Below are 22,232 nucleotides of genomic sequence, written 5' to 3' on the forward strand. Positions count from 1 at the left end.
GTCAGTCCGCGCTGGCGCCGGTGCTGCGCACGGCCTCGGCCCAGAGCGCGCGTTCGCGCGCGAACAGCGCCTCGCTGGCCGCGGGCGGCAGCGGCATCGCGATCGCGCCGCGCTTGCCCAGTTCGGCGCGGTAGGCCGGGCTCGTCGTCAGCGTGGACAGCGCCTCCCGCAGCCGGGCCAGCGCCGGCGCCGGCGTGGCGGCCGGCGCGTAGACCGCGAACCAGACCGGCAGGTCCAGCGCCGGAAAGCCCGATTCCACCAGCGTGGGCACGTTGGGCAGCTCGGGATAGCGGGTTGCCGTGGTGACGGCCAGGGCCCGCAGCTTGCCCGCCCGGATCTGCTGCAGCACCGACTGCACGCCGTTGAGGGTGAAGCCGATCCGGCCGGCCATCAGGTCCGCCATCTGCGGCGCCGCGCCCTGGTAGGGCACGTGCAGGAATTTCACGTCGGCGGCCGAGGCCAGCAACTCGATGCTGAGGTGGGTCAGCGAACCGACGCCGTTGGAGCCGTAGGAGATCCGGCCCGGGTTGGCGCGCGCCTGCGCCAGCAGCTCCTGCAGCGACTGCGCCGGCACCGCTTCGGGATTGGCGACCAGCACGTTGGGGAAGCTGCCCAGCATGCCGGCATAGGCGAAGTCGGCGTCCGGGTCGTAGCCCAGCTTGCGGCCGCGCGCCAGCGGCTTGTTGATGAACATCAGGCCCTGGCCGGCGACCAGCAGCGTGAGGCCGTCGGCCGGGGCGCGGCCGACGTAGTCGGCTGCGATGCCGCCCGCCGCGCCGGCCTTGTTGTCGACCAGCACCGGCTGCTTCAGTTGCGCCGCCAGGCCGTCGGCCGCCAGCCGCGCCAGCGCGTCGGTCGGGCCGCCGGCCGGGAACGGCACCACCAGCCGGATTGGGCGCGAAGGATCCTGCGCGAGCGCACCCGCGCCTAGCGCCGGCAGCGCGGCGGCGGACATCCAGTGCAGCAGCGCGCGGCGGCGCGGCGCGAAGGCGGGGGCGTTCAGGTCGCTCGGCATCTCAATCTCCTTGTTGCTTGCACAGCAGCTGCCACAGCCGGCGCATCGGCACGTCGGCGCGGGCCTGCAGCAAGGCGGCGCAGAAGGCCTGCGCGTCGGGCGCGGCCGCGGTCGGCGCCGCGGCGTCGGTGAATTTGACGATGGCGGCGGCGGCGTCCAGCAGCAGGCCGGGATCGTCTGCCGCCACCAGTTCTTCGCAATGCCCGCGCCGCGACACCACGGTCAGGCGGGCGCCGCGCTTGTTGGCGCGGGTCAGCGCGGGGTCGATCTCCACCTGCACCAGCGCTTCCAGCCGGCGCAGTTCGGCGTCCATGAAGCGCGGGGCCTCGTAGCTGGCCGGATCGAGCGCGCCGAAGCGCAGCATCGCGGCCACGCCGAAGCTCAGGCTGAACTGCGCCGCCAGCAGCGTGGCCGGCTGCGGATTGCTGCAATAGACGGTCGCTTCCTCGTAGATCGTCAGCACGATGCGGTGGATGCCTTCGGTCTGGCCCTGCAGCTGCTCGCGGATGCGCTGCGCGGCGACGGCACCGTAATGCACGTGGCGCACCGCGGCGAAGGGCTTGAGGTAGGCGTCCAGCACCAGGTCCGCCGTCGGCGCCGGCGGCGGCTGGGTGGCGGCGCGGCACAGGTGCTCGGCGTACCAGGCCAGCGCGTCGGGCGGAGCGTCGATTCCGGCCTGCGCCGCCAGCGCCGAGTCCAGGCCGAGCGTCGCGCTGTGGGCCAGGTACAGGTTGCGCACGGTGCGCCCGGTGCGGATCGGCAGGTACAGGCTGGAGGGCAGCTGGCAGGCGGCGATGGCCAGCGCCTGCATCGTGCCCTCCACCGATAACCCGAGCAGCCGCGCCACGCCGGCGGCGGCGCCCAGGGCCGGCCAGTTGCCGTCCACGTGCAGGCCGGGCGCGACGCGCAGCCAGCCGCCGGCGCGCGCCCCGGTTTCGTAGCCGGTCACCAGCGCATCGACGAAGTCGCCGACCCGTGCGTCACGCTGCAGCGCCAGCGGCAGCAGCGCCGCGATCGCCGCAATGCCGGGGCGGCCGTGGGCGTAGGCATGGCCCTCGCACGCCTCGTACCAGGTCGGCGCGATCGCCAGCAGCTGGCAGGCCGCGCGCAGGCCCAGCGACCGGCCGCCCGGCATCGGGAAGTCGCCCGGCTCCAGCGCGCCGAGCTGCGCCTCCAGCGCGGCGACTTCGGGCGCGCGCCGGCCGGCCAGCAGGCAGCCGATCGAATCCATCAGGACCAGCCGCGCGTGCTGGGACACCCTGGCCGACGCATGCTTGTTGTGCCGCGCGGCGACGGCGCTGCGCAGCGCGTCCACATGCCCGGCCCATCGGTGCCATGCAACCGGCGGCGGCGCCTGCCGGCTCACTGCAGCACCTCGCGCGGGTCGGTGATGACGCCGCGCAGCGCCGACGCCGCCACCGTGTACGGCGAGGCCAGGTAGACGCTGACGGAGGGCGCGCCCATCCGGCCGCGGAAGTTGCGCGCGGTGCTGGAGATCACCGTGCTGTCGTCGGGCATGGTGCCGCCGTAGCCGGCGCAGGCGCCGCAGGCGGTGGCGAACAGTTCGGCGCCGGCATCCAGCAGCACCTGCAGCACGCCCTCGGCGCGCGCCGCCTCCTGGTCCTTCAGGCTGGCCGGAGCGACCATCAGCCGCACGCCGGCCGCCACCTTGCGCCCGCGCAGCACCTGCGCGGCGGCCCGCAGGTCCTCGAGCTTGGCGCCGGTGCAGGCGCCGATGTACGCCACCTGCACGGCGGTGCCGGCGCAATGCGAGACGCCCTGCGCATTCGCCGGGCTGTGCGGCGCCGCCACGAACGGTTCCAGCGCCGCGGCGTCGAAGCGATGGGTCTCGCAGCCGGGACCGTCGACCGCGGCATCGTCGGTGCACAGGCCCGCGATGTCCACCGCCGGCGCGCCGGTCGCGGCCAGCCAGTCCTGCGTCACCTGGTCCGGCGCCACCAGGCCGGCCTGCGCGCCCAGTTCGGCGCTCATGTTCGACAGCGTCATGCGTTCGGCCATGCCGAGCGCGCGCACCGCCTCGCCGCAGAACTCCAGCGCCTGGTACTGGCCGCCGTTCATGCCGAAGCTGCCGATCATGTGCAGCATCATGTCCTTGGCCACCACGCCGGGCCCGAGCTTGCCGTCCCACTGCATGCGGATGGTGCGGGGCACCCGCAGCCAGATCTCGCCGGTGACCACCACGCCCAGCATCTCGGTACTGCCGATGCCGAACATGTAGGCGCCGAAGGCGCCGCCGGTGGGCGAGTGCGAGTCGCCGCCGACGCAGAACATGCCGGGCCGGATGTGGCCGTGCTGCGGCACCACCACGTGGCAGATGCCCTGGCTGTCGTAGACGTGCGGCAGCTGCTGGTCGCGCGCCCAGTCGCGGGCGATGCGCACGATGCGGCGCGATTCGTCGTCCTGCTCCGGCACGTAGTGGTCCATCACCAGCACCACTTTGGACTTGTCCCAGACCTGCGCGCCCAGCGCTTCCAGCATCGGCTTGAGGCGCCGCGGCCCCGACGAATCGTGGAACATCGCCAGGTCCACCCGGCAGGTGACGATCTCGCCCGGCGCGACCGCGCTGCGACCGCTCGCCCGCGCGATCAGCTTTTGCGCGAGAGTCTGCGGGATGCGGCCCCCACGCTCCCCCACCGCGTGCGGGTCGCTGCCCCCCAAGGGTGCGCTCGCGCCTTCGGGCGGCCGTGCGGCGCTCGGATTCATTCCGGCCTGGCTCCCGAGTACTTCACCACCTTGCCCCAGCGCTGGATCTCGGCGTGGACGAAGCGGGCGAACTCCTCGGGCGAATTGCCCACCGGCGTCGCGCCCTCGGCGGCGATGCGGCGCTGCACCTCGGGCGAGGCGATCGCCTGGCGGGCGGCATCGCTGATCCGCTTGGCCAATGCCGGATTCATGTGGCCGGGCGCGAACAGGCCGAACCACGCATTCGATTCGTACCCGGGCAGCACCTCGGCGATCGCCGGCACGTCGGGAAAGGCCGCCAGCCGCTTCGGGCTGGTCACGCCCAGCGCCTTGAGCCGGCCCGCCTTGATGTAGGCCTGGGCGTTGCCGACGTTGGCGAACATCATCTCCACCTGCCCGGCCAGCACGTCCTGGATCGCCGGCGCCGTGCCGCGGTACGGGATGTTGACAATGTAGCTGCCCGACATCATCTTGAAGGCCTCGCCCGCCAGGTGCACCGACGAGCCGAGCGAGCCGATCGCGAAATTGAGCTTGCCGGGCCGGGCCTTGGCCAGCGCGATCAGCTCCCGGATGTTGTTGGCCGGCAGCGAGGGATTGGCCACCAGGATCGCCGGCGAGGTCGAGACCATGGTCAGCGGCGTGAAGTCCTTCTCCGGGTCGAACGGCAGGCTGGGATAGAGCGTCGCGTTGATCGCATGGCTGGTGAAGCTCATGAGCAGCGTGTTGCCGTCCGGCGGCGACTTGGCCACCGCGTCGGCGGCGATGTTGCCGCCGGCACCCGGCTTGTCCTCCACCAGCACGGTGCGGCCCAGGACCTTGCCCAGTTCGACCGCGAGCACGCGCGCCATGGTGTCAGTGGTGCCGCCGGCCGGCGCGCCGACCAGGATCCGGATCGGAGCGGTCTGCGCGTGCAGGGACGCAGCGGCCGCCAGCAGGCCGGTCGATGCGAGCAGAAGGAAACGTCGTTTCATCGGTTCAGACTCCAAGGTAGGCGCGGCGCAGTTCGTCGCTGCCAAGCAGTTCCGACGGCAGCCCCGAAAAGCGGATCGCGCCGTTTTCCATCACATACGCGCGGTCCACCACGTCCAGCGACTGGGCCACGTTCTGCTCCACCAGCAGCACCGCCAGGCCGCCGTCACGCAGCGAGCGGATCAGCGCGAACAATTCTTCCACCAGCAGCGGCGACAGGCCCAGCGACGGCTCGTCCAGGATCAGCAGCCGCGGCTCGGCCATCAGGCCGCGGCCGATCGCCAGCATCTGCTGCTCGCCGCCGGACAGCGTGCCGGCCAGCTGGCGCGAGCGCTCGCGCAGGCGCGGGAACAATTCGAAGGCGCGCTCCAGGTTGGCGCTTCTGCGCGCCCGCCCGCGGGTGAAGGCGCCCAGCTCCAGGTTCTCCAGCACGCTGAGGTCCGGGAAGATGCGCCGGCCTTCGGGCACCTGGATCAGGCCGGCCTTCACGACCTCGCGGTAATGCGCGCCGGTCAGGTCGGCGCCGCCGAAACGGACCCGGCCCGACCAGGGCCGGAAGATGCCGCACATCACGTTGTTCAGCGTGCTCTTGCCGGCGCCGTTGCTTCCCAGCAGCGCGACCGCCTCGCCCTCGCCCACCACCAGGTCGACGCCGCGCAGCACTTCGACCGCGCCGTAGCCGGCCTGCAGGCCCTTGATCTCCAGCAACGCCTTCACCGCGCCACCTCCGCCGCCCGCAACCGCGCCGCCGTGCCGTGGCCCAGGTAGGCCTCGATCACCTTGTCGTCGCGGGTGACCTGCGCCGGCGTTCCCTGCGCGATCAGCCGGCCCTGCGCCAGCACCCACACGTGCTGCGCCAGGTTCATCACCGCCTGCATCACGTGCTCGATCATCAGCACCGTCACGCCGCTGGCCGCGATGCTGCGCACCACCGGGATCATGTCGGCGATCTCGGCCGGGTTCAGGCCCGCCAGCACCTCGTCCAGCAGCAGCAGCCGCGGCTGGGTGGCCAGCGCACGGGCCAGCTCCAGCCGCTTGCGCCCGCCCACCGTCAGGTCGGCCGCCGGCTTGTCCAGTTGCGGCGCCAGCCCGACCTGCTGCGCCACGATCTCGGCGCGCTCCAGCGCCTCGCGCCGGCCGGCCAGCCGCATGTGGGCGCCGACCGCGATGTTCTCGCGCACCGTCTGCTGGGCGAACGGCTGCACGATCTGGAAGGTGCGCGCCATGCCGCGCAATGCGTTGCGGTGCGGCGCCCGGCCGGTGATGTCCTCGCCGCGGAACAGCACCTGGCCGCTGTCCGGCCGGATGAAGCCGGACATGAGTGCGAACAGCGTGGTCTTGCCGGCGCCGTTGGGCCCGATCAGCGCGCTCAGGCCGTATTGCGGCAGCTCCAGGCTGACGTCGCTCACCGCCATCAGGCCGCCGAAGGAGCGCGACACGCCGCTCAGCGCCAGCATCGGCTCAGCCACGGCGGCCTCCGGGCCAGCGGCGGCGCCAGCGGGCCGGAATGGCGAAGCCGGCGACGCCGCGCGGCATGAACATCATGATCAGCACCAGCACCGCGCCGTAGATCACCATGTTGATGCCGGGCAGCTGGCCGAACAGGTTGCGGGTGAAGTCGCCCAGCAGGTGCAGGGCCAGCGCGCCCAGCACCGGCCCCCACAGCGTGCCCATGCCGCCGACGATGGCCGCGACCAGCGCCTCCACCGAGGTGCCGGGACCGTAGGCGATGCCCGGGTCGATGTACTGGAACACCTGCACGTAGAAGGCGCCGCCTGCCCCCATCAGCGCGGCCGACAGCGCGATCGCCGCCAGCTTGACGCGGAACGGGTCGACGCCGACGGCGCGGGCCGCGTCCTCGTTGTCGCGCACCGCCTGCAGGTAGGCGCCGAAGCGCGAATGGCGCAGCCACGCCGTCGCCAGCAGCGCGACGACCACCATCGCCAGCACCAGCCAGAGGTAGCCGGCCCGCGAGGCGAACTGCATGTTGGCCGCCGAGGCCCGCAGCGGCACCATCAGGCCGACGCCGGCGCCGGTGAACGGCACCGACAGCGCGACGATGCGGAACACCTCGGCGAAGGCCAGCGTCACCAGCGCGAAGTAGGAGCCCTTCAGGCCGTAGCGGAACGACAGCGCGCCCACCAGCACGCCGACGGCGCCACTGGCGGCCAGGGCCAGCGGCAGCGCCAGCCAGGGGTTGAGCCCCTGCAGCTGCGCGATCGCCTGCACGTAGGCGCCGGTGCCGAAGAACAGGGCGTGGCCGAACGAGAACTGGCCGCCGAAGCCGCCCAGGATGTTCCAGGCCTGGGCCAGCAGGCATGCATAGAGCGCCATCATGGTGAAGTTCAGGACCACGCCGCTGGCGGTCAGCAGCGGCACGCACGCCACCAGGGCGGCGAACACCGCGATCGCTGCCAGGTCCCTCATGCCCTGGCCCCGAACAGGCCCTGCGGCCGCAGCAGCAGCACGGCGATGAAGATCGCGAAGATGCCGACCTGGCCCAGCGACTCGCCGAAGTACAGGCCGCCGACCGACTCCACCACGCCCACCAGCAGGCCGCCGACCAGCGCGCCGGCGAAGCTGCCCATGCCGCCCAGCACGACGATGGTGAAGGCCACCAGCACGAAGCCGCTGCCGACCTGCGGGTTGACGTAGTAGGCGGGCAGCAGGAAGCACGCGGCCGCGCCCAGGCAGGCCAGGCCGATGCCGAAACTCATGGCGTAGACGTGCTCGACGTCGATTCCCATCAGGCGCGCGCCCTGCTTCTCCCTGGCCACGGCGCGGATCGCGCGGCCCAGGTCGGTGCGCTGCATCAGCAGCAGCATCAGCGCGGACACCGCCAGCGCGCCGGCGAAGGCGATCAGCTTGGGCAGCGCGATGGTCGCCGGGCCGATCGCCACCGTCGCCAGCGTGTAGGAGGTGTCGACGGTGCGGGTGTCGCTCTTGAAGAACAGCAGCGCCAGGTTCTCCAGCACGATCGAGATGCCCAGCGTGACCAGCAGGATGTTCTCGTCCTTGCCGTGGCTGGCGCGGGCGATCACCAGCCGCTGCAGCGCGTAGCCGAAGGCGAACATGCCGGGCACGACCGCCACCAGCGCCAGGTAGGGATCGATGCCCAGCCGCTCCTTGAGCAGGTAGACCGCGTACAGCGCCACCATCAGCGCGGCGCCATGGGCGAAGTTGATGATGTGCAGCACGCCGTAGATCAGCGTCAGGCCGAGGGCCACCAGCGCGTACACCGCGCCGGTGGTCAGGCCGTTGAGCACGGCCGGGAACAAGATGCCGAATTCGAGCATGAGGAGTTATTGATTCGCCCGGACGGTGCCGCATTCATCCGTTCGGACTGAGCTTGGCCTGTCCTGAGCCTGTCGAAGGGTCGAAGTCCTCGCGGGCGCTTCGACGGGCTCAGCGCGAACGGAGGTGTTATGCCCGCAGCGGGAACACCGGGTCGATCTCGCGGTACTTGCGCGGCACGATCACCTTGATGTCGTTCTTGAGCACCTGCGTCATCAGCGGCTGGGCGCCGGTGTTCTGGCCGTTGACGAACTTGGTCGGGCCGTACGGCATGAAGTGGTCCGAGAAGGTGCTGGTCTCCAGCGCGTTGGTGATGGCCGCGCGGTCGCCGCTCTTCGCGCGCTCCAGCGCGTCGGCCAGCAGCATCATCGCGGTGTAGGTGTTGAAGATCTCGTAGGTGAAGAACAGGTTCTTGGCCTCCACCCGCTTGCGCAGCTCGTGCGAGCGCTTGTCCTTGGGATTGAACCAGTGGTTGCAGTCGATGATGCCGTTGGCCGCCTCCGGAAATTCCTTGACGAACTTGTAGCTGGAGGCCGCGCCGCCCAGCACCGAATAGATCGCCTTGGGCGTCACCTTCTGCTGCTGCATGGTGCGCACCAGCAGCGCGTATTCGTTGTAGTAGTTGGCCGGGATCACGATGTCCGGGTTGATCGCCTTCATCCGCAGCACGATGTTGTTGAAGTCGCGGGTCGGGTTGGCGTGCTTGACCACTTCCTTGACCTCGTAGCCATAGCCGGGCAACTCGCGCGCCAGCAGCTGCGCCGTGCCGGTGCCGAACAGCGATTCCTCGTGGATGATCATCACGGTCTTGGCCGGCTTGCCGGCGGCGGTGTTGAGCACGTGCAGGTTGGCCACCGCGATCTCGGCGCACTTCTTGTAGCCGGGGCCGAAGCGGAAGGTGTTCTTCAGCCCGCGCTCGACGATCTGGTCGGCCACGCCCACGTCCACCACGTGCGGCAGGTTGTACTTGGCCGCGGCCTGGGTGGTGGCCAGGCAGATGGCGGACGCATAGGCCCCGAGGATGGCGCTGACGCCGGCCTCGTTCATCTTCTCCACTTCGGCGGTGCCGGCCTGCGGCGTCGATTGCGCGTCGCCCAGCAGCGCCTCGATCCTGGCGCCGCCCATCGACTTGATGCCGCCGCGCTTGTTGATGTCCTCGATCGCCATCAGCGCGCCCTCGCGGCATTGCTGGCCGGAATAGGCCAGCGCGCCGGTGACGGGATGCAGCACCCCGATCTTCACGGTTTTCGGCTGGGCGCCGGCGATGAGCGGGAAGGCCAGCGCCGAGGCGGCGGCTGCGGTCCGGGATACGAAGTGGCGACGGGTCGTCATGGGCTCTCCTAGTGAAAACTGGCGGACATGTCCTTGCGGACCCACACCTTGGCGTCGATGGCGCCAACGCGCGACAACTGCATCTGGTATTCGTAGCGGTCGGGGCGGTACAGGCCGTGCAGCCATTGCACCGGCCGCTCGTGGTCGTCGAAGACCACGCGCCGCACCGCCAGCAGGGCGGATCCGACCGCCACCTGCAGCCGCTGCGCCACCTCGGCGTCGGCCAGCCGCGCCGAGATGGTCTGTTCCGCCCGCCCGACCTTCACGCCGGCTTCTTCCAGCAGCAGCAGGATCGGCTTGCCACTGAGCTCGCGCCGGCGGAACGGCCGGGCGACGTCGGTCGGCACGTAGGTGGTGATGTGGGACAGCGGCCCCTCGCGCGTGCTGCGCATCCGCACCGCCTTCTGCACCCGGTGGCCGGGCGCGACACCGAGCGCCGCCGCCACCGCCGGCGAGGCCGGCACGGTGTCCAGCGCCAGCACCCGGACGCTGGTGTGCAGGCTCATGCTGACGATGTTTTCCAGCAGCCCGGTCAGGCCGGTGTCCGTCGCGGCCGCCGGCAGCGCGGCCCGCGCGCCACCGTCCACCGGATGGGTGCCGCGCCCGGGCTGGCGGGTGATCAGGCCCTCGCCGGCCAGCTGTTCGAGGGCACGCCGGACCGTCACCCTGGCCACGCCGAACTGGTCCATCAGCGCCAGCTCGCCGGGCAGGCCGGCGCTGAAGCAGCCGTCGGCGAGCTGCTCGCGCAGCACCAGGTAGATCCGGTGGTACTTGGGCAGCGGCAGGGTCGACGACATGGGCCATCGTAAGGAGCGCCCGAATGTTCTGTCAATAGGACAAAGCTCGACTCGCATACGATCGGCGCCATGTCGCCAGGCGAACTCAAGCCCATTCTCACCGCGCTGGTGCTGCCGCCCGCCGGCCCGCTGCTGCTGGCGCTGGCCGGCCTGCTGCTGATGGGGCGGCGCTGGCTGGGCGGCGCCATCGTCAGCCTGCTGGGCATCGGCCTGCTCTGGTTCCTCAGCTGCAATGCGGTTGGCGTGGGCCTGGCCCGCACGCTGCTGCCGCAGGTGGAACCGCTGAACGTGCGCAGCGCGCAGATGGCCAACGTGCAGGCGATCGTCATCCTGGGCGGCGGCGTCAACGGCCAGGCGCCGGAGTACGGCCGGGCGCAGCCCAGCGCGGCGACGCTGGAGCGGGTCCGTTACGGCGCCTGGCTGGCGCGCCAGACCAAGAAGCCGCTGGCCTTCGCCGGCGGCGTCGGCTGGGCCGCCGGCAGCGACATGGCGCCCGAGGCCGAGGTGGCCCGTGCCGTGCTCCACGACGATTACGGCCTGGAGCTGCGCTGGTCGGACGACCGCTCGCGCGACACGGCGCAGAACGCCACGCGCATGGCCGAAGCGATGCGCGGCGACAGGATCCAGCGCATCGCGCTCGTCACCCAGGCCTGGCACATGCCGCGGGCCCGCGCCGCCTACGAGAAGGCGGGCTTCCAGGTCACGCCGGCGCCGACCGGGTTCGCCTTTCCGCGCGAGCGCGAGCTGCTCGAATGGCTGCCGTCAGCCCACGGCCTCGATCTCTCGCGCTCGGTGCTGCGCGAATGGCTGGGACGCATGGTCGGCGCCTACTGAGGGCCGCAGCGGAGGATGGACGGGTGGATTGACGGGTGGGGGGCCGCTGGTTACATTACTAACCAGTCAGTCAGTAAGCCTCCGCCCTCCCCCATGCCGCCTCCAGCCGCCCTCACCAAGTTCCTCTCCGCCCGCAGCGACGACTCGCACGCCAAGCGCGAGCGGCGCAAGGAAGCGCGCCCGGGCGAACTGCTGGCCGCCGCGCTCGACCTGTTCGTCGAGAAAGGCTTTGCCGCCACCCGCTCCGAGGAAGTGGCCGCCCGCGCCGGCGTCTCCAAGGGCACGCTGTTCCTGTATTTCCCGAGCAAGGAAGAACTGTTCAAGGCGGTGGTGCGCGAGAACATCTCCGGCCGTTTCCAGGAATGGAACGACGAGTTCGAGTCCTTCGAGGGCGACAGCGCCGAGATGCTGCGCTACTGCCTGAAGGTGTGGTGGGACCGGCTGGGCGCCGGCAAGGCCTCCGGCATCACCAAGCTGGTGATCAGCGAGGCGCGCAACTTCCCCGACATCGCGGCCTTCTACCAGCAGGAAGTGATCGGGCCCGGCAAGGACCTGATCCGGCGGATGCTGCAGCGCGGCATCGACCGCGGCGAGTTCCACGTGGCCGACCTCGACTACGCCATCTACAGCCTGATCGCGCCGATGATCTTCCTGATCATGATGAAGCACTCGCTGGGCGCCTGCGCGCCGCAGGGCTTCCAGCTGGAGCCGGAGCGCTACATCGCCGCCCAGATCGAGACCCTGCTGCACGGCTTCTGCAAGCGACCGGGCGACGACCGCGCAGTGGGAGCGCCGGCATGACGCGCCGCCGGATCACCTGGCTGGTGGCCGCGCTGGTGGTGCTGCTGCTGGCGGCCGGCCTGTGGCGGGCACTGTCGGCCCGGAAGGCCCAGCAGGAAGCGGTGGCCGCGGCGGCGCAGAACAAGGTGCAGGCGGCAGTGGAACTGGCTCCCACCGACGTGGTGAAGGCGCAGCTGCGCGAACTGGCGCAGGGCCTGCCGGTGTCCGGCTCGCTGCGGGCGGTGAATTCGGCGGTGGTCAAGGCCCGCGCCGCCGGCGAGCTGCAGGGACTGACGGTGCGCGAAGGCGACACCGTGAAAGCCGGCCAGCTGATCGCACGGGTCGACGCCACCGAATACCAGGCCCGCGTGCGGCAGGCGCAGCAGCAGGCCGACTCGGCGCGCAGCCAGATCGACATCGCGCAGCGCCAGTACGACAACAACAAGGCGCTGGTCGACCAGGGCTTCATCTCCAGGACCGCGCTGGACACCTCGATGAACAACCTGCAGGCGGCCCAGGCCAACTACAAGGCGGCGGCCGCCAACGTGGACCTGGCCCGCAAGGGCCTGGAGGACACGCAGCTGCGCGCGCCGATCGCCGGCGTGGTGTCGCAGCGGCTGGCCCAGCCGGGCGAGCGGGTGGGCATCGACGCCAAGGTGGTGGAGATCGTCGACCTGAGCCGGCTGGAACTGGAAGCGGCGGTCAGCGCCGGCGATTCGATCCAGGTCGCGGTCGGCCAGCAGGCCGTGCTGCAGGTGGAGGGCAGCGCCCGGCCGGTGCGGGCCCGGGTGGCCCGCATCAACCCCAGCGCCCAGGCCGGCAGCCGCAGCGTGCTGGTGTACCTGGCCATCGAGGACAGCCAGGGCCTGCGCCAGGGCATGTTCGCGCAGGGCACGCTGGGCACCGGCACGGCGACGGCGCTGGCCGTGCCGCTGTCCGCCGTGCGCACCGACAAGCCGCAGCCGTACGTGCAGGTGGTCGAGGACAAGCGGGTGGCCCACAAGGCGGTGCAGACCGGCATCCGCGGCCAGGGCGACAACGAGGTGATGGTCGGGGTGCAGGGACTGGCGCCCGGTGCGCTCGTCATCCGCGGCAGCGCCGGCCCGCTGCGCGAAGGCACGCCGGTGAAATTCGCGCGCACCAGCAGTCCCTGACATGTGGTTCACCCGCGTCAGCCTGAACAACCCGGTGTTCGCCACCATGGTGATGCTGGCGCTCGTCGTGCTCGGCCTGTTTTCCTACCAGCGGCTGCAGGTCGACCAGTTCCCCAACATCGACTTTCCGGTGGTGGTGATCACCGCCGAATACCCGGGCGCCTCGCCCGAGATCGTCGAGAGCGAGGTGACGCGCAAGCTGGAGGAAGGCGTCAACTCGATCGCCGGCATCAACGCCCTGACCTCGCGCAGCATGGAAAGCATGTCGGTGGTGATCATCGAGTTCCAGCTGCAGGTGGACGGCCGCAAGGCGGCCGAGGACGTGCGCGAGAAGGTGGCGTCGATCCGGCCGTCGTTCCGCACCGAGGTGAAGGAGCCGCGGGTGCTGCGCTTCGACCCGTCCAGCCGCGCCATCTGGTCGCTGGCGGTGCTGCCGGATGCGTCCAAGGGCAAGCCGATGACCGCGGTGGAGCTGACCAACTGGTCCGACCAGGTGCTCAAGAAGCGGCTGGAGAACGTGCGCGGCGTCGGCTCGGTGACGCTGGTGGGCGGCACCCGGCGCGAGATCAACCTGTACCTGGACCCGGCGGCGATGGAGGCGCAGGGCGTCACGGCCGACCAGGTGGCCAACGCCGTGCGCACCGAGAACCAGGACGTGCCGGTCGGCGCGATCCGCTCGCAGGCGCAGGACCGTACGGTGCAGATCGATGCGCGGATGCAGCGCCCGGAGGACTTCGGCCGGATCATCGTCGCCCGCCGCGGGACCGGCAGCGGCGGTGCGCCGGTGCGGGTCGAGCAGGTGGCGCGGGTGAGCGACGGCGCGCAGGAGATCGACAGCCTGGCCCTGTACAACGGCGAGCGCACGCTGCTGCTGACGGTGCAGAAGTCGCAGGACGAGAACACCATCGAGGTGATCGACGGGCTGAAGAAGACGATCGACGACATGGCGGCGCAGCTGCCGCCGGGCGTGCGGCTGGAGCCGGTCACCGACGGCTCGCGGCCGATCCGGGTGGCGGTGAACAACGTGCGCCGCACGCTGATCGAGGGCGCGCTGCTGACGGTGCTGATCGTGTTCCTGTTCCTGAACTCCTGGCGCTCCACCGTCATCACCGGGCTGACGCTGCCGATCGCGCTGATCGGCACCTTCCTGTTCATGAACATGTTCGGCTTCACCATCAACATGGTGACGCTGATGGCGCTGTCGCTGTGCGTGGGCCTGCTGATCGACGACGCCATCGTGGTGCGCGAGAACATCGTGCGCCACGTGCAGATGGGCAAGGCGCCGTACCAGGCGGCGCTGGACGGCACCCAGGAGATCGGGCTGGCGGTGCTGGCGACCAGCTTCTCGATCGTGGCGGTGTTCCTGCCGATCGGCTTCATGGGCGGCATCATCGGCAAGTTCTTCCACGAGTTCGGCGTCACCATCGTCGCGGCGGTGCTGATCTCGATGTTCGTCAGCTTCACGCTGGACCCGATGCTGTCGTCGATCTGGCACGACCCGGCGATCGCCCTTCGACAGGCTCAGGACGAACCGAAAAACTGGTACGACAAGACCATCGGCCGCGTGACCGGCTGGTTCGACCGCGCGACCGAATCGCTGGCCGAGGGCTACCAGGGCATCCTGCGCTGGTCGCTGGGCCACAAGCTGGCGACCGTGGGCGTGGCGTTCGCGATCTTCGTGGCCAGCGTCTTCATGGTGCCGCTGCTGGGCACGGAATTCGTGCCCAAGGCCGACTTCTCCGAGACCTCGGTCAACTTCTACACGCCGGTCGGCTCCTCGCTGGAAGCGACCGAGGCCAAGGCGCGCCAGGTCGAGACCATCCTGCGCGAGTTCCCGGAGGTGCGCTACACGCTGGCCACCATCAACAGCGGCAACGCGGCCGGCAAGATCTACGCATCGATCTATGTGCGGCTGGTGGACCGCAAGGACCGCAGCCGCAGCGTCGACCAGCTCTCCGGCGTGCTGCGCAGCCGGCTGCAGCAGGTGCCCGGCATCACCGTCACCCACGTCGGCCTGCTCGATGCCGTCGGCGGCAACAAGCAGGTGGAGTTCTCGCTGCAGGGGCCGGACCTCAAGGAGCTGGAGCGGCTGGCCCGGCTGGTCAGCGACCGCATCCGCACCATCCCGGGCCTGGTGGACCTCGACTCCAGCGTCAAGCCGGACAAGCCGGTGATCGAGCTGGACCTGCGGCGCGACGCCGCCTCGGACCTGGGGCTGTCGCTGGCGCAGGTCGGCGCCGCACTGCGCACGCTGGTGGCCGGCGAGACCGTGGGCACCTGGCGCGCGCCCGACGACCAGACCTACGACGTCAACGTGCGGCTGGCCCCGGCGGCGCGCAATTCGCCGCAGGACCTGGAGCGGCTGCCGTTCGCGATGGGCAGCAATGCCGACGGCAGCACCCGGATCGTGCGGCTGAACCAGCTGGCCTCGGTGCGCGAATCGACCGGCTCCAACCAGATCAACCGGCGCGACCTGGCGCGCGAGGTGGCGATCAACGCCAACGTGGCCGACCGCTCGGCCGGCGAGGTGTCCAACGACATCCGGGCCGCGCTGGACGGCGTCGCCTTCCCGCCGGGGTACCGCTACCAGTTCAGCGGCTCGACCAAGAACATGGCGGAGTCCTTCGGCTACGCGGTGTCGGCGCTGGCGCTGGCGGTGATCTTCATCTACATGATCCTGGCCAGCCAGTTCAAGAGCTTCCTGCAGCCGCTGGCGTTGATGACCTCGCTGCCGCTGACGCTGATCGGCGTGGTGCTGGCGCTGATGCTGTTCCGCTCCACGCTGTCGATGTTCTCGGTGATCGGCATCGTGATGCTGATGGGGCTGGTGACCAAGAACGCGATCCTGCTGGTGGACTTCGCGATCCGCATGCGCGAAGACCGGATCGACGCCGACGGCCGCCGCATCGCGGGGATGGACCGCACCGAGGCGCTGCTGCACGCGGCGCGGGTGCGGCTGCGGCCGATCCTGATGACGACGCTGGCCATGATCTTCGGCATGGTGCCGCTGGCCTTTGCGCTGACCGAGGGCTCCGAGCAGCGCGCCCCCATGGGCCAGGCCGTGATCGGCGGCGTGATCACTTCCTCGCTGCTGACGCTGGTGGTGGTGCCGGTGGTCTATTGCTACCTCGACGACCTGGGCGGCTGGCTGCGGCGCAAGCTGGGGCCGGCGCGCCGCAGCGGGGGTGGCGGCGGGGCCGCGACGGGGCAGCCGCTGCCGGCCTCTAAAATCGATCGTTTGCCCTGAACGATGCACGGAGTTTCAATGATGTCCCCCCTCGAACAAGCCCGCTTCAACATGATCGAGCAGCAGATCCGCCCCTGGGACGTGCTCGACCCGCTGGTGCTGGACCTGCTGGCCGTGGTCAAGCGCGAGCAGTTCGTGCCGCTGGCGCACAAGGCGCTGGCCTTCGTCGACATGGAGATCCCGCTGCTGGGCAGCGAGGACGAAGCCATGCGCAAGGGCCACTGCATGCTGGCGCCGCGGGTGGAGGCGCGCATGCTGCAGGACCTGAAGGTCGGCCCGACCGACCGGGTGCTGGAGATCGGCGCCGGCTCCGGCTACATGGCGGCGCTGCTGGCGCACCGGGCGGCCCGGGTGATCACGCTGGAGATCGAGCCGCAGCTGGCCCGGATGGCCCGCGAGAACCTGCAGCGGGCCGGCGTCGCCAACGTCGAAGTGCGCGAAGCCGACGGCGCCACCGCCATTCCGGCCGAGGGGCCGTTCGACGTCATCCTGCTCAGCGGCTCGGTGGCGGAGGTGCCGCACCGGCTGCTGGAGCAGCTCAAGGTGGGCGGCCGGCTCGGCGCCGTCACCGGCGCCGAGCCGATGATGCGTGCCACCTTCATCACCCGCACCGGCGACAGCAGCTACGCCACCGCCCAGCCCTGGGACACGGTGGCGCCGCGGCTGGTCCATTTCCCGGAACCGTCGCGGTTCCGCTTCTGAATCCCTTGCGGGCCGGCGCGCCGGCTCCGGCCTCAACTGACTAGGTGCCCCATGATCGACCAGATCCGCCCTTCCGGCCTTCCCGCCTGGCTGCAGTCGCAGCCGCAGCCCGGCCTGCTGCTGGACGTGCGCGAGCCGCATGAACTGCAGATGGCCAGCGTCCGCGCCGACGGCTTCGAGCTGCTGGCCATCCCGATGAACGACGTGCCGGCGCGGCTGGCCGACCTGGACCCGGCGCGGCCGGTGGCCGTGCTGTGCCACCACGGCGGCCGCAGCCAGCGGGTCGCGATGTACCTCGCCAGCAACGGTTTCGAGACGGTTGCCAACGTTGCGGGCGGCATCGACGCCTGGTCGCTGGAGCGCGACCCCTCGGTTCCCCGATACTGACGGGCGCGGCAGACAACGACAACAAACGCACCTGAGGACGGACATGAACGGATTGCGGCTTCTCCCCCTGACGGCGGCACTGGCCGCGGCACTGGCCGTGCCGGCCCACGCCACGGGCCTGCTCGAACTCTACGAGTCGGCCCGGGCGTACGACGCAACCTGGCAGTCCGCCAAGGCCCAGTACGACGCCAACCTGTTCCATGCCGAACAGGCCAAGGCCGGCATCCTGCCCAGCGCCAACCTGGCGGCGGGCGACAGCCGGTCGGCCTTCGTCCTCAACAACCCCGAGCTGAACCGGGCGTTCGGAACCCAGAGCGCGACCCTCAGCGCCGCGCAGCCGCTGTACCGGCCGGCCAACTTCGCCACCTACGAACAGGGCAAGCGCCAGGTCGAGCTGGCGCAGGCGCAGCTGCTGGCCGCCAGCCAGGACCTGATCGTGCGGGTCAGCCAGGCCTACTTCGACGTGCTGGCCGCGCAGGACACGCTGGCCTTCGTGCGGGCGCAGAAGGAAGCGGTGGCGGAGCAGCTGGCCTCGGCCAAGCGCAATTTCGAGGTCGGCACCTCCACCATCACCGACACCCGCGAGGCGCAGGCCCGCTACGACCTGGTGATCGCGCAGGAGATCGCCGCCGACAACGACCTGCGGATCAAGCGGCTGACGCTGGACACCCTGGTGGGCAGGACCGACGCCCAGCCCGACCCGCTGCCCATTCCCGCGACGCTGCCGCCGCCGCAGCCTGCCGACGTCAACGCCTGGGTGCAGCAGGGCGAGGAGTTCAGCCCGGCGATCCAGCAGGCCCGCACCAACGTCGAGATCGCCCAGCTGGAAACCGAGAAGGCCAAGGCCGGCCACAAGCCGACGCTGGACCTGACGGCCAGCTACAACATCACCCGCAACCAGGACGGCAGCTCCACGTCGGCCGTGAGCTCGCGCAGCAAGGCCGGCTCGGTGGCCCTGTCGTTCAACCTGCCGCTGTTCGCCGGCTTCGCCATCCAGAACCGGATCCGCGAAACGCTGGCGCTGGAGGAAAAGGCGCAGGCCGACCTGGAGGCGACCCGCCGCAACGTGGCCCAGGCCACCCGCACCGCATATTTCGGCGTGGTCTCCGGCGCCGGCCAGGTGAAGGCGCTGGAAGCGGCCGAAGCCTCCAGCCAGAGCGCGCTGGAAGCCAACCGCCTGGGCTACCAGGTGGGCGTGCGCATCAACATCGACGTGCTCAACTCGCAGAGCCAGCTGTTCCAGACCAAGCGCGACCTGGCCCAGGCCCGCTACAACGTGCTGGTCGGCCACCTGAAGCTGCGGCAGGCCAACGGCACGCTGACGCCGGACGACCTGGCGCGGCTCAACGAGCTGCTGGCCGGCCGCGGCTAGCGCCTGCCGGCCAGCGCCAGCAGCGCGCCCGCCGTCCTGCGCGCCGCGCCGCGGTGGGCGCTGGCAAAGGCCAGTCCCGCAGCCGCCACGGCGGCCTGCCGGGTGGCATCGACGGCCAGCGCCACCGCACTGCGCACCGCTTCCCCGATCGTCGCCACCCGCAGCGCCGCGCCGGCATCCTCGGCCAGCTGCGCGGCGTCGGCGAAATTGAAGGTGTGCGGCCCCATCACCACCGGGCACCCGCTGGCGGCGGCCTCGATCAGGTTCTGGCCGCCCAGCGGCTCGAAGCTGCCACCCAGCAGCGCGGCGTCCGCCATCGCGTAATACAGCGCCATCTCGCCGAGCGAATCGCCCAGCCACACATCGGCTGGCTGCGGTGCGCCGGTCCAGCCGCTGCGGCGCGACACGGACAGGCCGTGGCGCTGCGCCAGTGCAGCCACCTCGTCGAAGCGCTGCGGATGGCGCGGCACCACCAGCCACTGGACGCCAGCCGCCAGCGCCTTGTCGGCCGCCAGCGCAGCGAACAGGGCCTGTTCCTCGCCCTCGCGCGAACTGGCGAACATCACGACCGGCCGGCCGGATGCGGCCCGCCAGGCCCGGCCCCGGGCCAGTTGCCGCGGGTCGGGGCTGGCGTCGAACTTGAGGTTGCCGAACACGCCGCCGACCCGGGCGCCGACGCGCACCAGCCGCCTCGCATCGGCCTCGGTCTGGGCCCAGGCCGCGGCCAGCGCGCCGTAGGCCGGCCGCGACAGCCGGGCCAGCCGCAGCGCCTGCCGCATCGATTTCTCCGACAGGCGCGCATTGGCCAGCACGAGCGGCACGCCCTCATGCAGACAGCCGGCCGCCAGGTTGGGCCAGACCTCGGTTTCCATCAGCACGCCGATGCGGGGGCGGAAATGCGCCAGGAAGCGGCGCACCGCCTGCGGCGTGTCCCACGGCAGCCAGGCCTGCAGGTCGCCCGGGCGCAGCAGGCGCTCGCCCTCGGCGCGGCCGGTGGCCGTGCCGTGGGTCAGCAGCACGTGCGCGTCCGGCTCCTGTGCGCGCAGCTCGTCCAGCAGGATGGCGGCGGCGCGGGTCTCGCCCAGCGACACCGCATGGATCCAGATCCGCCCCGGCTCGCTGCGGCCGGCATAGAGGCCGAAGCGTTCGTCCACGTGCTGCAGGTAGCCCGGTTCGGCCACGCCGCGCCGGCGCAGCTTGTGGCGCAGCAGCGGCTGCGCGCCGCTCATCACCAGCGAATAGAAGGGGCGGATCATCGCGCGCCGGCCCGCTGCCAGGCCGACCACACCTGCTCCACCGACGGCGCCGGCGCGGCGAACACGCTCAGCTGGCGCTGGTGCTCGCCGTCCTCCACGACCGGGCCGGTGCGCCATGCGGTGTCGAAGTTGTAGATCTGCACGTGCGGCCGGTCCAGGGCGACGGCGATGTGGCTCAGGCCGCTGTCCACGCCGATCACACCGGCGCTGGCGGCGAAGCGGTCGGCCAGCGCGCCCAGGTCCATCCGCGGCCAGGCCTCGGCCTGCGGACCCAGGGCCCGGGCCAGCCGGATGCTGCGTTCGCGCTCGGGATCGCTGCCCTGCGGCAGGCCGATCGAATGGCCCTGCGCGATCAGGCGGGCGCCCAGCGCCAGCCAGTGGTCCTCGGGCCATTCCTTGTCGGCGCGCGAGCTGCCATGCACCAGCACCACGGTGTCGCTGGACGCCGCCCGCGCGCCGCCGGCGGCCCGCAGCCCGTAGCGGGTGGATGCCGGCACCGCGTAGCCGAGCGCCTGCGCGCACAGCGCGCGCGAGCGCGCCACGGCGTGGATGCGCGGCGTCATCCAGTGGACGGCGTCGGCCACCCAGCGGGTCGGCGCCTCGTAGCCGGCGCCCTCGGTCTGGTTGGCCATCGCGTGGCGCTTGCCGCCCGGGGCCAGCCGCGCGGCCCGCGCCACCAGCGCCGACTTGGTCAGCCCCTGCAGGTCGATCACGGCGTCGTACTGTTCGCTGCGCAGCTCGCGCCGGAAGGCCCGCCATTCGGTGCGGGTCTGCGCCGACAGCGGCGCCTTGCGCCAGCGCCGCAGCTCGCAGCCGACCACGCGGCCGACGCCGTCGACGCGCTCGACCAGCGGCGCGAAGGCGCGCTCCACCGCCCAGTCGATCTGCGCCTGGGGCAATGCCAGCCGGATGTCCTGCAGCGCCGGCATGGCATGGACCACGTCGCCAAGCGAGGACAGCTTGACGAGGAGGATCTTCACAGCGACAGGCTCAATGCGCCGCCTCGGCGATCACAGCGTCGGGCTTGACGCTGCGCAGCAGCTCCAGCATGGTCTTCTCGATCCGCTCGAGCGCGGCCTGGGTGTGGCCCTCGAAGCGCAGCACCAGCACCGGCGTGGTGTTGGAGGCGCGGACCAGGCCGAAGCCGTCCGGCCAGTCCACCCGCACGCCGTCGATCGTGGTGACTTCGGCCGGCGCCGGGAATTTCGCCTTCGCGATCAGTTGCTCGACCAGCTTGTGCGGCTCGCCTTCGGCGCATTTCACGTTCAGCTCCGGCGTCGAGAAGCTGGTGGGCAGGGCGTCGAGGACGGCGGCCGGATCGTCGTGCCGCGACAGCAGTTCCAGCAGCCGGGCGCCGGCATAGGTGCCGTCGTCGAAGCCGAACCAGCGCTCCTTGAAGAAGATGTGGCCGCTCATCTCGCCGCCCAGCGGCGAATCCACTTCCTTCATCTTGGCCTTGATCAGCGAGTGGCCGGTCTTGTACATCAGCGGCACGCCGCCGGCCTCGCGGATCGCGGGCGCCAGCCGCTGGGTGCACTTGACGTCGAAGATGATGGTGCCGCCGGGCACGCGCTTGAGCACGTCGCGGGCGAACAGCATCATCTGGCGGTCCGGGTAGATGTTGTTGCCGCCGGGCGTGACGATGCCCAGCCGGTCGCCGTCGCCGTCGAAGGCCAGGCCCAGCTCGGCGCCGCTGGTCTTCAGGGCCGCCATCAGGTCCTTGAGGTTTTCCGGCTTGCTCGGGTCGGGATGGTGGTTCGGGAAATTGCCGTCCACCTCGCTGAACAGCTCGATCACTTCGCAGCCGAGCGCCCGGAAGATCGCCGGGGCCGAGGCGCCGGCGACGCCGTTGCCGCAGTCGACGACGATCTTCATCTTGCGGGCCAGCTTGACGTCGCCGACGATGCGGTCGCGGTACGGCGCCGCCAGGTTGACGTTGCGGATGCTGCCGGCCTTGCCGTCGCCCGCCTGGCCCTGGTCGGTCTCCACCAGCTTGCGCAAGGCCTGGATCTCGTCGCCGTAGATGGCGCGGCCGGCCAGCACCATCTTGAAGCCGTTGTAGTCCTTGGGGTTGTGGCTGCCCGTGACCTGGATGCCGCTGCTGCACAGGGTGCTGGCGGCGAAGTACAGCATCGGCGTCGTCGCCATGCCGATGTCGATCACGTCGACGCCGGCGGCGGCGAGGCCGCGGACGAGGGCGGCGCTGAGCAAAGGGCCGCTCAGGCGGCCGTCGCGGCCGACGGCGACCGCCTTTTCGCCCTCGTTGCGGGCCATCAGGCCGAAGGCGCGGCCGAGCCCGAAGGCCACCTGTTCATCCAGGGTGGCGGGGACGACGCCCCGCACGTCGTAGGCCTTGAAGATGGAAGGAGACACTTGCATGGTGGGGTTCT

20 protein-coding genes are annotated in these 22,232 nt (G+C 71.1%); 7 read left to right on the top strand and 13 right to left on the bottom strand.

What is annotated here, in order from left to right:
* Nucleotide 1: 1 nt before the first annotated feature.
* The 10 genes from ACFPOE_RS10920 to ACFPOE_RS10965 all read right to left on the bottom strand — a co-directional run bounded on the left by ACFPOE_RS10920 (nucleotide 2) and on the right by ACFPOE_RS10965 (nucleotide 10,110).
* Nucleotides 2-1,015: a Bug family tripartite tricarboxylate transporter substrate binding protein gene (locus tag ACFPOE_RS10920; protein WP_376850112.1), complete on the bottom strand. Its 1,014-nt coding sequence runs from the start codon at nucleotides 1,013-1,015 to the stop codon at nucleotides 2-4.
* Between the two features lies 1 nt (nucleotide 1,016).
* The gene (locus ACFPOE_RS10925) at nucleotides 1,017-2,381 is read right to left on the bottom strand and encodes an MmgE/PrpD family protein (protein WP_376850113.1); all 1,365 of its coding nucleotides are present in this window, start codon (nucleotides 2,379-2,381) and stop codon (nucleotides 1,017-1,019) included.
* The gene (locus ACFPOE_RS10930) at nucleotides 2,378-3,649 is read right to left on the bottom strand and encodes a 3-isopropylmalate dehydratase large subunit (protein ID WP_376850640.1); all 1,272 of its coding nucleotides are present in this window, start codon (nucleotides 3,647-3,649) and stop codon (nucleotides 2,378-2,380) included. The genes ACFPOE_RS10925 and ACFPOE_RS10930 overlap by 4 nt, the downstream gene beginning before the upstream one ends.
* Nucleotides 3,650-3,735: 86 nt before the next feature.
* Nucleotides 3,736-4,689 carry a tripartite tricarboxylate transporter substrate binding protein gene (locus ACFPOE_RS10935; protein ID WP_376850114.1) on the bottom strand — a complete coding sequence of 318 codons (954 nt, stop codon included), beginning with the start codon at nucleotides 4,687-4,689 and terminating at the stop codon, nucleotides 3,736-3,738.
* Between the two features lie 4 nt (nucleotides 4,690-4,693).
* A complete protein-coding gene (locus ACFPOE_RS10940; protein ID WP_376850115.1) occupies nucleotides 4,694-5,404 on the bottom strand; it encodes an ABC transporter ATP-binding protein in 711 nt (236 codons plus the stop codon).
* Nucleotides 5,401-6,156, bottom strand: coding sequence for an ABC transporter ATP-binding protein (locus ACFPOE_RS10945; protein ID WP_376850116.1), 756 nt, complete (start codon nucleotides 6,154-6,156; stop codon nucleotides 5,401-5,403). The genes ACFPOE_RS10940 and ACFPOE_RS10945 overlap by 4 nt, the downstream gene beginning before the upstream one ends.
* The gene (locus ACFPOE_RS10950) at nucleotides 6,149-7,114 is read right to left on the bottom strand and encodes a branched-chain amino acid ABC transporter permease (protein ID WP_376850117.1); all 966 of its coding nucleotides are present in this window, start codon (nucleotides 7,112-7,114) and stop codon (nucleotides 6,149-6,151) included. The genes ACFPOE_RS10945 and ACFPOE_RS10950 overlap by 8 nt, the downstream gene beginning before the upstream one ends.
* Nucleotides 7,111-7,983, bottom strand: coding sequence for a branched-chain amino acid ABC transporter permease (locus tag ACFPOE_RS10955; RefSeq protein ID WP_376850118.1), 873 nt, complete (start codon nucleotides 7,981-7,983; stop codon nucleotides 7,111-7,113). Before ACFPOE_RS10955 ends, ACFPOE_RS10950 begins: the two co-directional genes overlap by 4 nt.
* A 127-nt stretch (nucleotides 7,984-8,110) precedes the next feature.
* Nucleotides 8,111-9,313, bottom strand: a complete 1,203-nt coding sequence (locus ACFPOE_RS10960; protein WP_376850119.1) for an ABC transporter substrate-binding protein — start codon at nucleotides 9,311-9,313, stop codon at nucleotides 8,111-8,113.
* 8 nt (nucleotides 9,314-9,321) lie between these two features.
* Nucleotides 9,322-10,110, bottom strand: coding sequence for a GntR family transcriptional regulator (locus tag ACFPOE_RS10965; RefSeq protein ID WP_376850120.1), 789 nt, complete (start codon nucleotides 10,108-10,110; stop codon nucleotides 9,322-9,324).
* Between the two features lie 69 nt (nucleotides 10,111-10,179).
* On the opposite strand from ACFPOE_RS10965, the gene ACFPOE_RS10970 reads away from it, so the two are divergent.
* The 7 genes from ACFPOE_RS10970 to ACFPOE_RS11000 all read left to right on the top strand — a co-directional run bounded on the left by ACFPOE_RS10970 (nucleotide 10,180) and on the right by ACFPOE_RS11000 (nucleotide 18,586).
* On the top strand, nucleotides 10,180-10,944 hold the full coding sequence (locus tag ACFPOE_RS10970; protein WP_376850121.1) for a YdcF family protein: 765 nt from the start codon (nucleotides 10,180-10,182) through the stop codon (nucleotides 10,942-10,944).
* A 93-nt stretch (nucleotides 10,945-11,037) separates the two neighbouring features.
* Nucleotides 11,038-11,745 (top strand): TetR/AcrR family transcriptional regulator, encoded by a 708-nt coding sequence (locus tag ACFPOE_RS10975; RefSeq protein WP_376850122.1) that lies wholly within the window; start codon nucleotides 11,038-11,040, stop codon nucleotides 11,743-11,745.
* Nucleotides 11,742-12,878: an efflux RND transporter periplasmic adaptor subunit gene (locus ACFPOE_RS10980; RefSeq protein ID WP_376850123.1), complete on the top strand. Its 1,137-nt coding sequence runs from the start codon at nucleotides 11,742-11,744 to the stop codon at nucleotides 12,876-12,878. The genes ACFPOE_RS10975 and ACFPOE_RS10980 overlap by 4 nt, the downstream gene beginning before the upstream one ends.
* 1 nt (nucleotide 12,879) lies before the next feature.
* On the top strand, nucleotides 12,880-16,125 hold the full coding sequence (locus ACFPOE_RS10985) for an efflux RND transporter permease subunit (protein ID WP_376850124.1): 3,246 nt from the start codon (nucleotides 12,880-12,882) through the stop codon (nucleotides 16,123-16,125).
* A gap of 21 nt (nucleotides 16,126-16,146) precedes the next feature.
* Nucleotides 16,147-16,827, top strand: coding sequence for a protein-L-isoaspartate O-methyltransferase family protein (locus ACFPOE_RS10990; protein ID WP_376850641.1), 681 nt, complete (start codon nucleotides 16,147-16,149; stop codon nucleotides 16,825-16,827).
* Nucleotides 16,828-16,878: 51 nt separating this feature from the next.
* Nucleotides 16,879-17,214 (top strand): rhodanese-like domain-containing protein, encoded by a 336-nt coding sequence (locus tag ACFPOE_RS10995; protein ID WP_376850125.1) that lies wholly within the window; start codon nucleotides 16,879-16,881, stop codon nucleotides 17,212-17,214.
* Nucleotides 17,215-17,257: 43 nt separating this feature from the next.
* Nucleotides 17,258-18,586: a TolC family outer membrane protein gene (locus tag ACFPOE_RS11000; RefSeq protein WP_376850126.1), complete on the top strand. Its 1,329-nt coding sequence runs from the start codon at nucleotides 17,258-17,260 to the stop codon at nucleotides 18,584-18,586.
* On the opposite strand, the gene ACFPOE_RS11005 is transcribed toward ACFPOE_RS11000, so the two are convergent.
* From ACFPOE_RS11005 to ACFPOE_RS11015, 3 genes are read right to left on the bottom strand one after another with little or no spacing between them, the layout of a single operon-like run.
* The gene (locus ACFPOE_RS11005; RefSeq protein ID WP_376850642.1) at nucleotides 18,583-19,842 is read right to left on the bottom strand and encodes a 3-deoxy-D-manno-octulosonic acid transferase; all 1,260 of its coding nucleotides are present in this window, start codon (nucleotides 19,840-19,842) and stop codon (nucleotides 18,583-18,585) included. The genes ACFPOE_RS11000 and ACFPOE_RS11005 overlap by 4 nt on opposite strands.
* On the bottom strand, nucleotides 19,839-20,822 hold the full coding sequence (waaC, locus tag ACFPOE_RS11010; RefSeq protein WP_376850127.1) for a lipopolysaccharide heptosyltransferase I: 984 nt from the start codon (nucleotides 20,820-20,822) through the stop codon (nucleotides 19,839-19,841). Before waaC ends, ACFPOE_RS11005 begins: the two co-directional genes overlap by 4 nt.
* A gap of 10 nt (nucleotides 20,823-20,832) precedes the next feature.
* The gene (locus tag ACFPOE_RS11015; RefSeq protein ID WP_376850128.1) at nucleotides 20,833-22,221 is read right to left on the bottom strand and encodes a phosphomannomutase/phosphoglucomutase; all 1,389 of its coding nucleotides are present in this window, start codon (nucleotides 22,219-22,221) and stop codon (nucleotides 20,833-20,835) included.
* Between the last annotated feature and the right edge of the window lie 11 nt (nucleotides 22,222-22,232).

This window comes from Caenimonas terrae (genome assembly GCF_042655405.1).
In the GTDB taxonomy this organism is placed as follows: domain Bacteria; phylum Pseudomonadota; class Gammaproteobacteria; order Burkholderiales; family Burkholderiaceae_C; genus Ramlibacter; species Ramlibacter terrae_A.

Excerpts from the sequence above, each read along its gene's own strand:
- ACFPOE_RS10980 (WP_376850123.1), top strand. The coding sequence starts at position 11,742 with ATGACGCGCCGCCGGATCACCTGGCTGGTGGCCGCGCTGGTGGTGCTG.
- ACFPOE_RS10975 (WP_376850122.1), top strand. The coding sequence starts at position 11,038 with ATGCCGCCTCCAGCCGCCCTCACCAAGTTCCTCTCCGCCCGCAGCGAC.
- ACFPOE_RS10985 (WP_376850124.1), top strand. The coding sequence starts at position 12,880 with ATGTGGTTCACCCGCGTCAGCCTGAACAACCCGGTGTTCGCCACCATG.
- ACFPOE_RS10990 (WP_376850641.1), top strand. The coding sequence starts at position 16,147 with ATGTCCCCCCTCGAACAAGCCCGCTTCAACATGATCGAGCAGCAGATC.
- ACFPOE_RS10970 (WP_376850121.1), top strand. The coding sequence starts at position 10,180 with ATGTCGCCAGGCGAACTCAAGCCCATTCTCACCGCGCTGGTGCTGCCG.
- ACFPOE_RS10955 (WP_376850118.1), bottom strand. The coding sequence starts at position 7,983 with ATGCTCGAATTCGGCATCTTGTTCCCGGCCGTGCTCAACGGCCTGACC.
- ACFPOE_RS11000 (WP_376850126.1), top strand. The coding sequence starts at position 17,258 with ATGAACGGATTGCGGCTTCTCCCCCTGACGGCGGCACTGGCCGCGGCA.
- ACFPOE_RS11015 (WP_376850128.1), bottom strand. The coding sequence starts at position 22,221 with ATGCAAGTGTCTCCTTCCATCTTCAAGGCCTACGACGTGCGGGGCGTC.
- ACFPOE_RS10935 (WP_376850114.1), bottom strand. The coding sequence starts at position 4,689 with ATGAAACGACGTTTCCTTCTGCTCGCATCGACCGGCCTGCTGGCGGCC.
- ACFPOE_RS10995 (WP_376850125.1), top strand. The coding sequence starts at position 16,879 with ATGATCGACCAGATCCGCCCTTCCGGCCTTCCCGCCTGGCTGCAGTCG.
- ACFPOE_RS10950 (WP_376850117.1), bottom strand. The coding sequence starts at position 7,114 with ATGAGGGACCTGGCAGCGATCGCGGTGTTCGCCGCCCTGGTGGCGTGC.
- ACFPOE_RS10920 (WP_376850112.1), bottom strand. The coding sequence starts at position 1,015 with ATGCCGAGCGACCTGAACGCCCCCGCCTTCGCGCCGCGCCGCCGCGCG.
- ACFPOE_RS10965 (WP_376850120.1), bottom strand. The coding sequence starts at position 10,110 with ATGTCGTCGACCCTGCCGCTGCCCAAGTACCACCGGATCTACCTGGTG.
- ACFPOE_RS11005 (WP_376850642.1), bottom strand. The coding sequence starts at position 19,842 with ATGATCCGCCCCTTCTATTCGCTGGTGATGAGCGGCGCGCAGCCGCTG.
- ACFPOE_RS10960 (WP_376850119.1), bottom strand. The coding sequence starts at position 9,313 with ATGACGACCCGTCGCCACTTCGTATCCCGGACCGCAGCCGCCGCCTCG.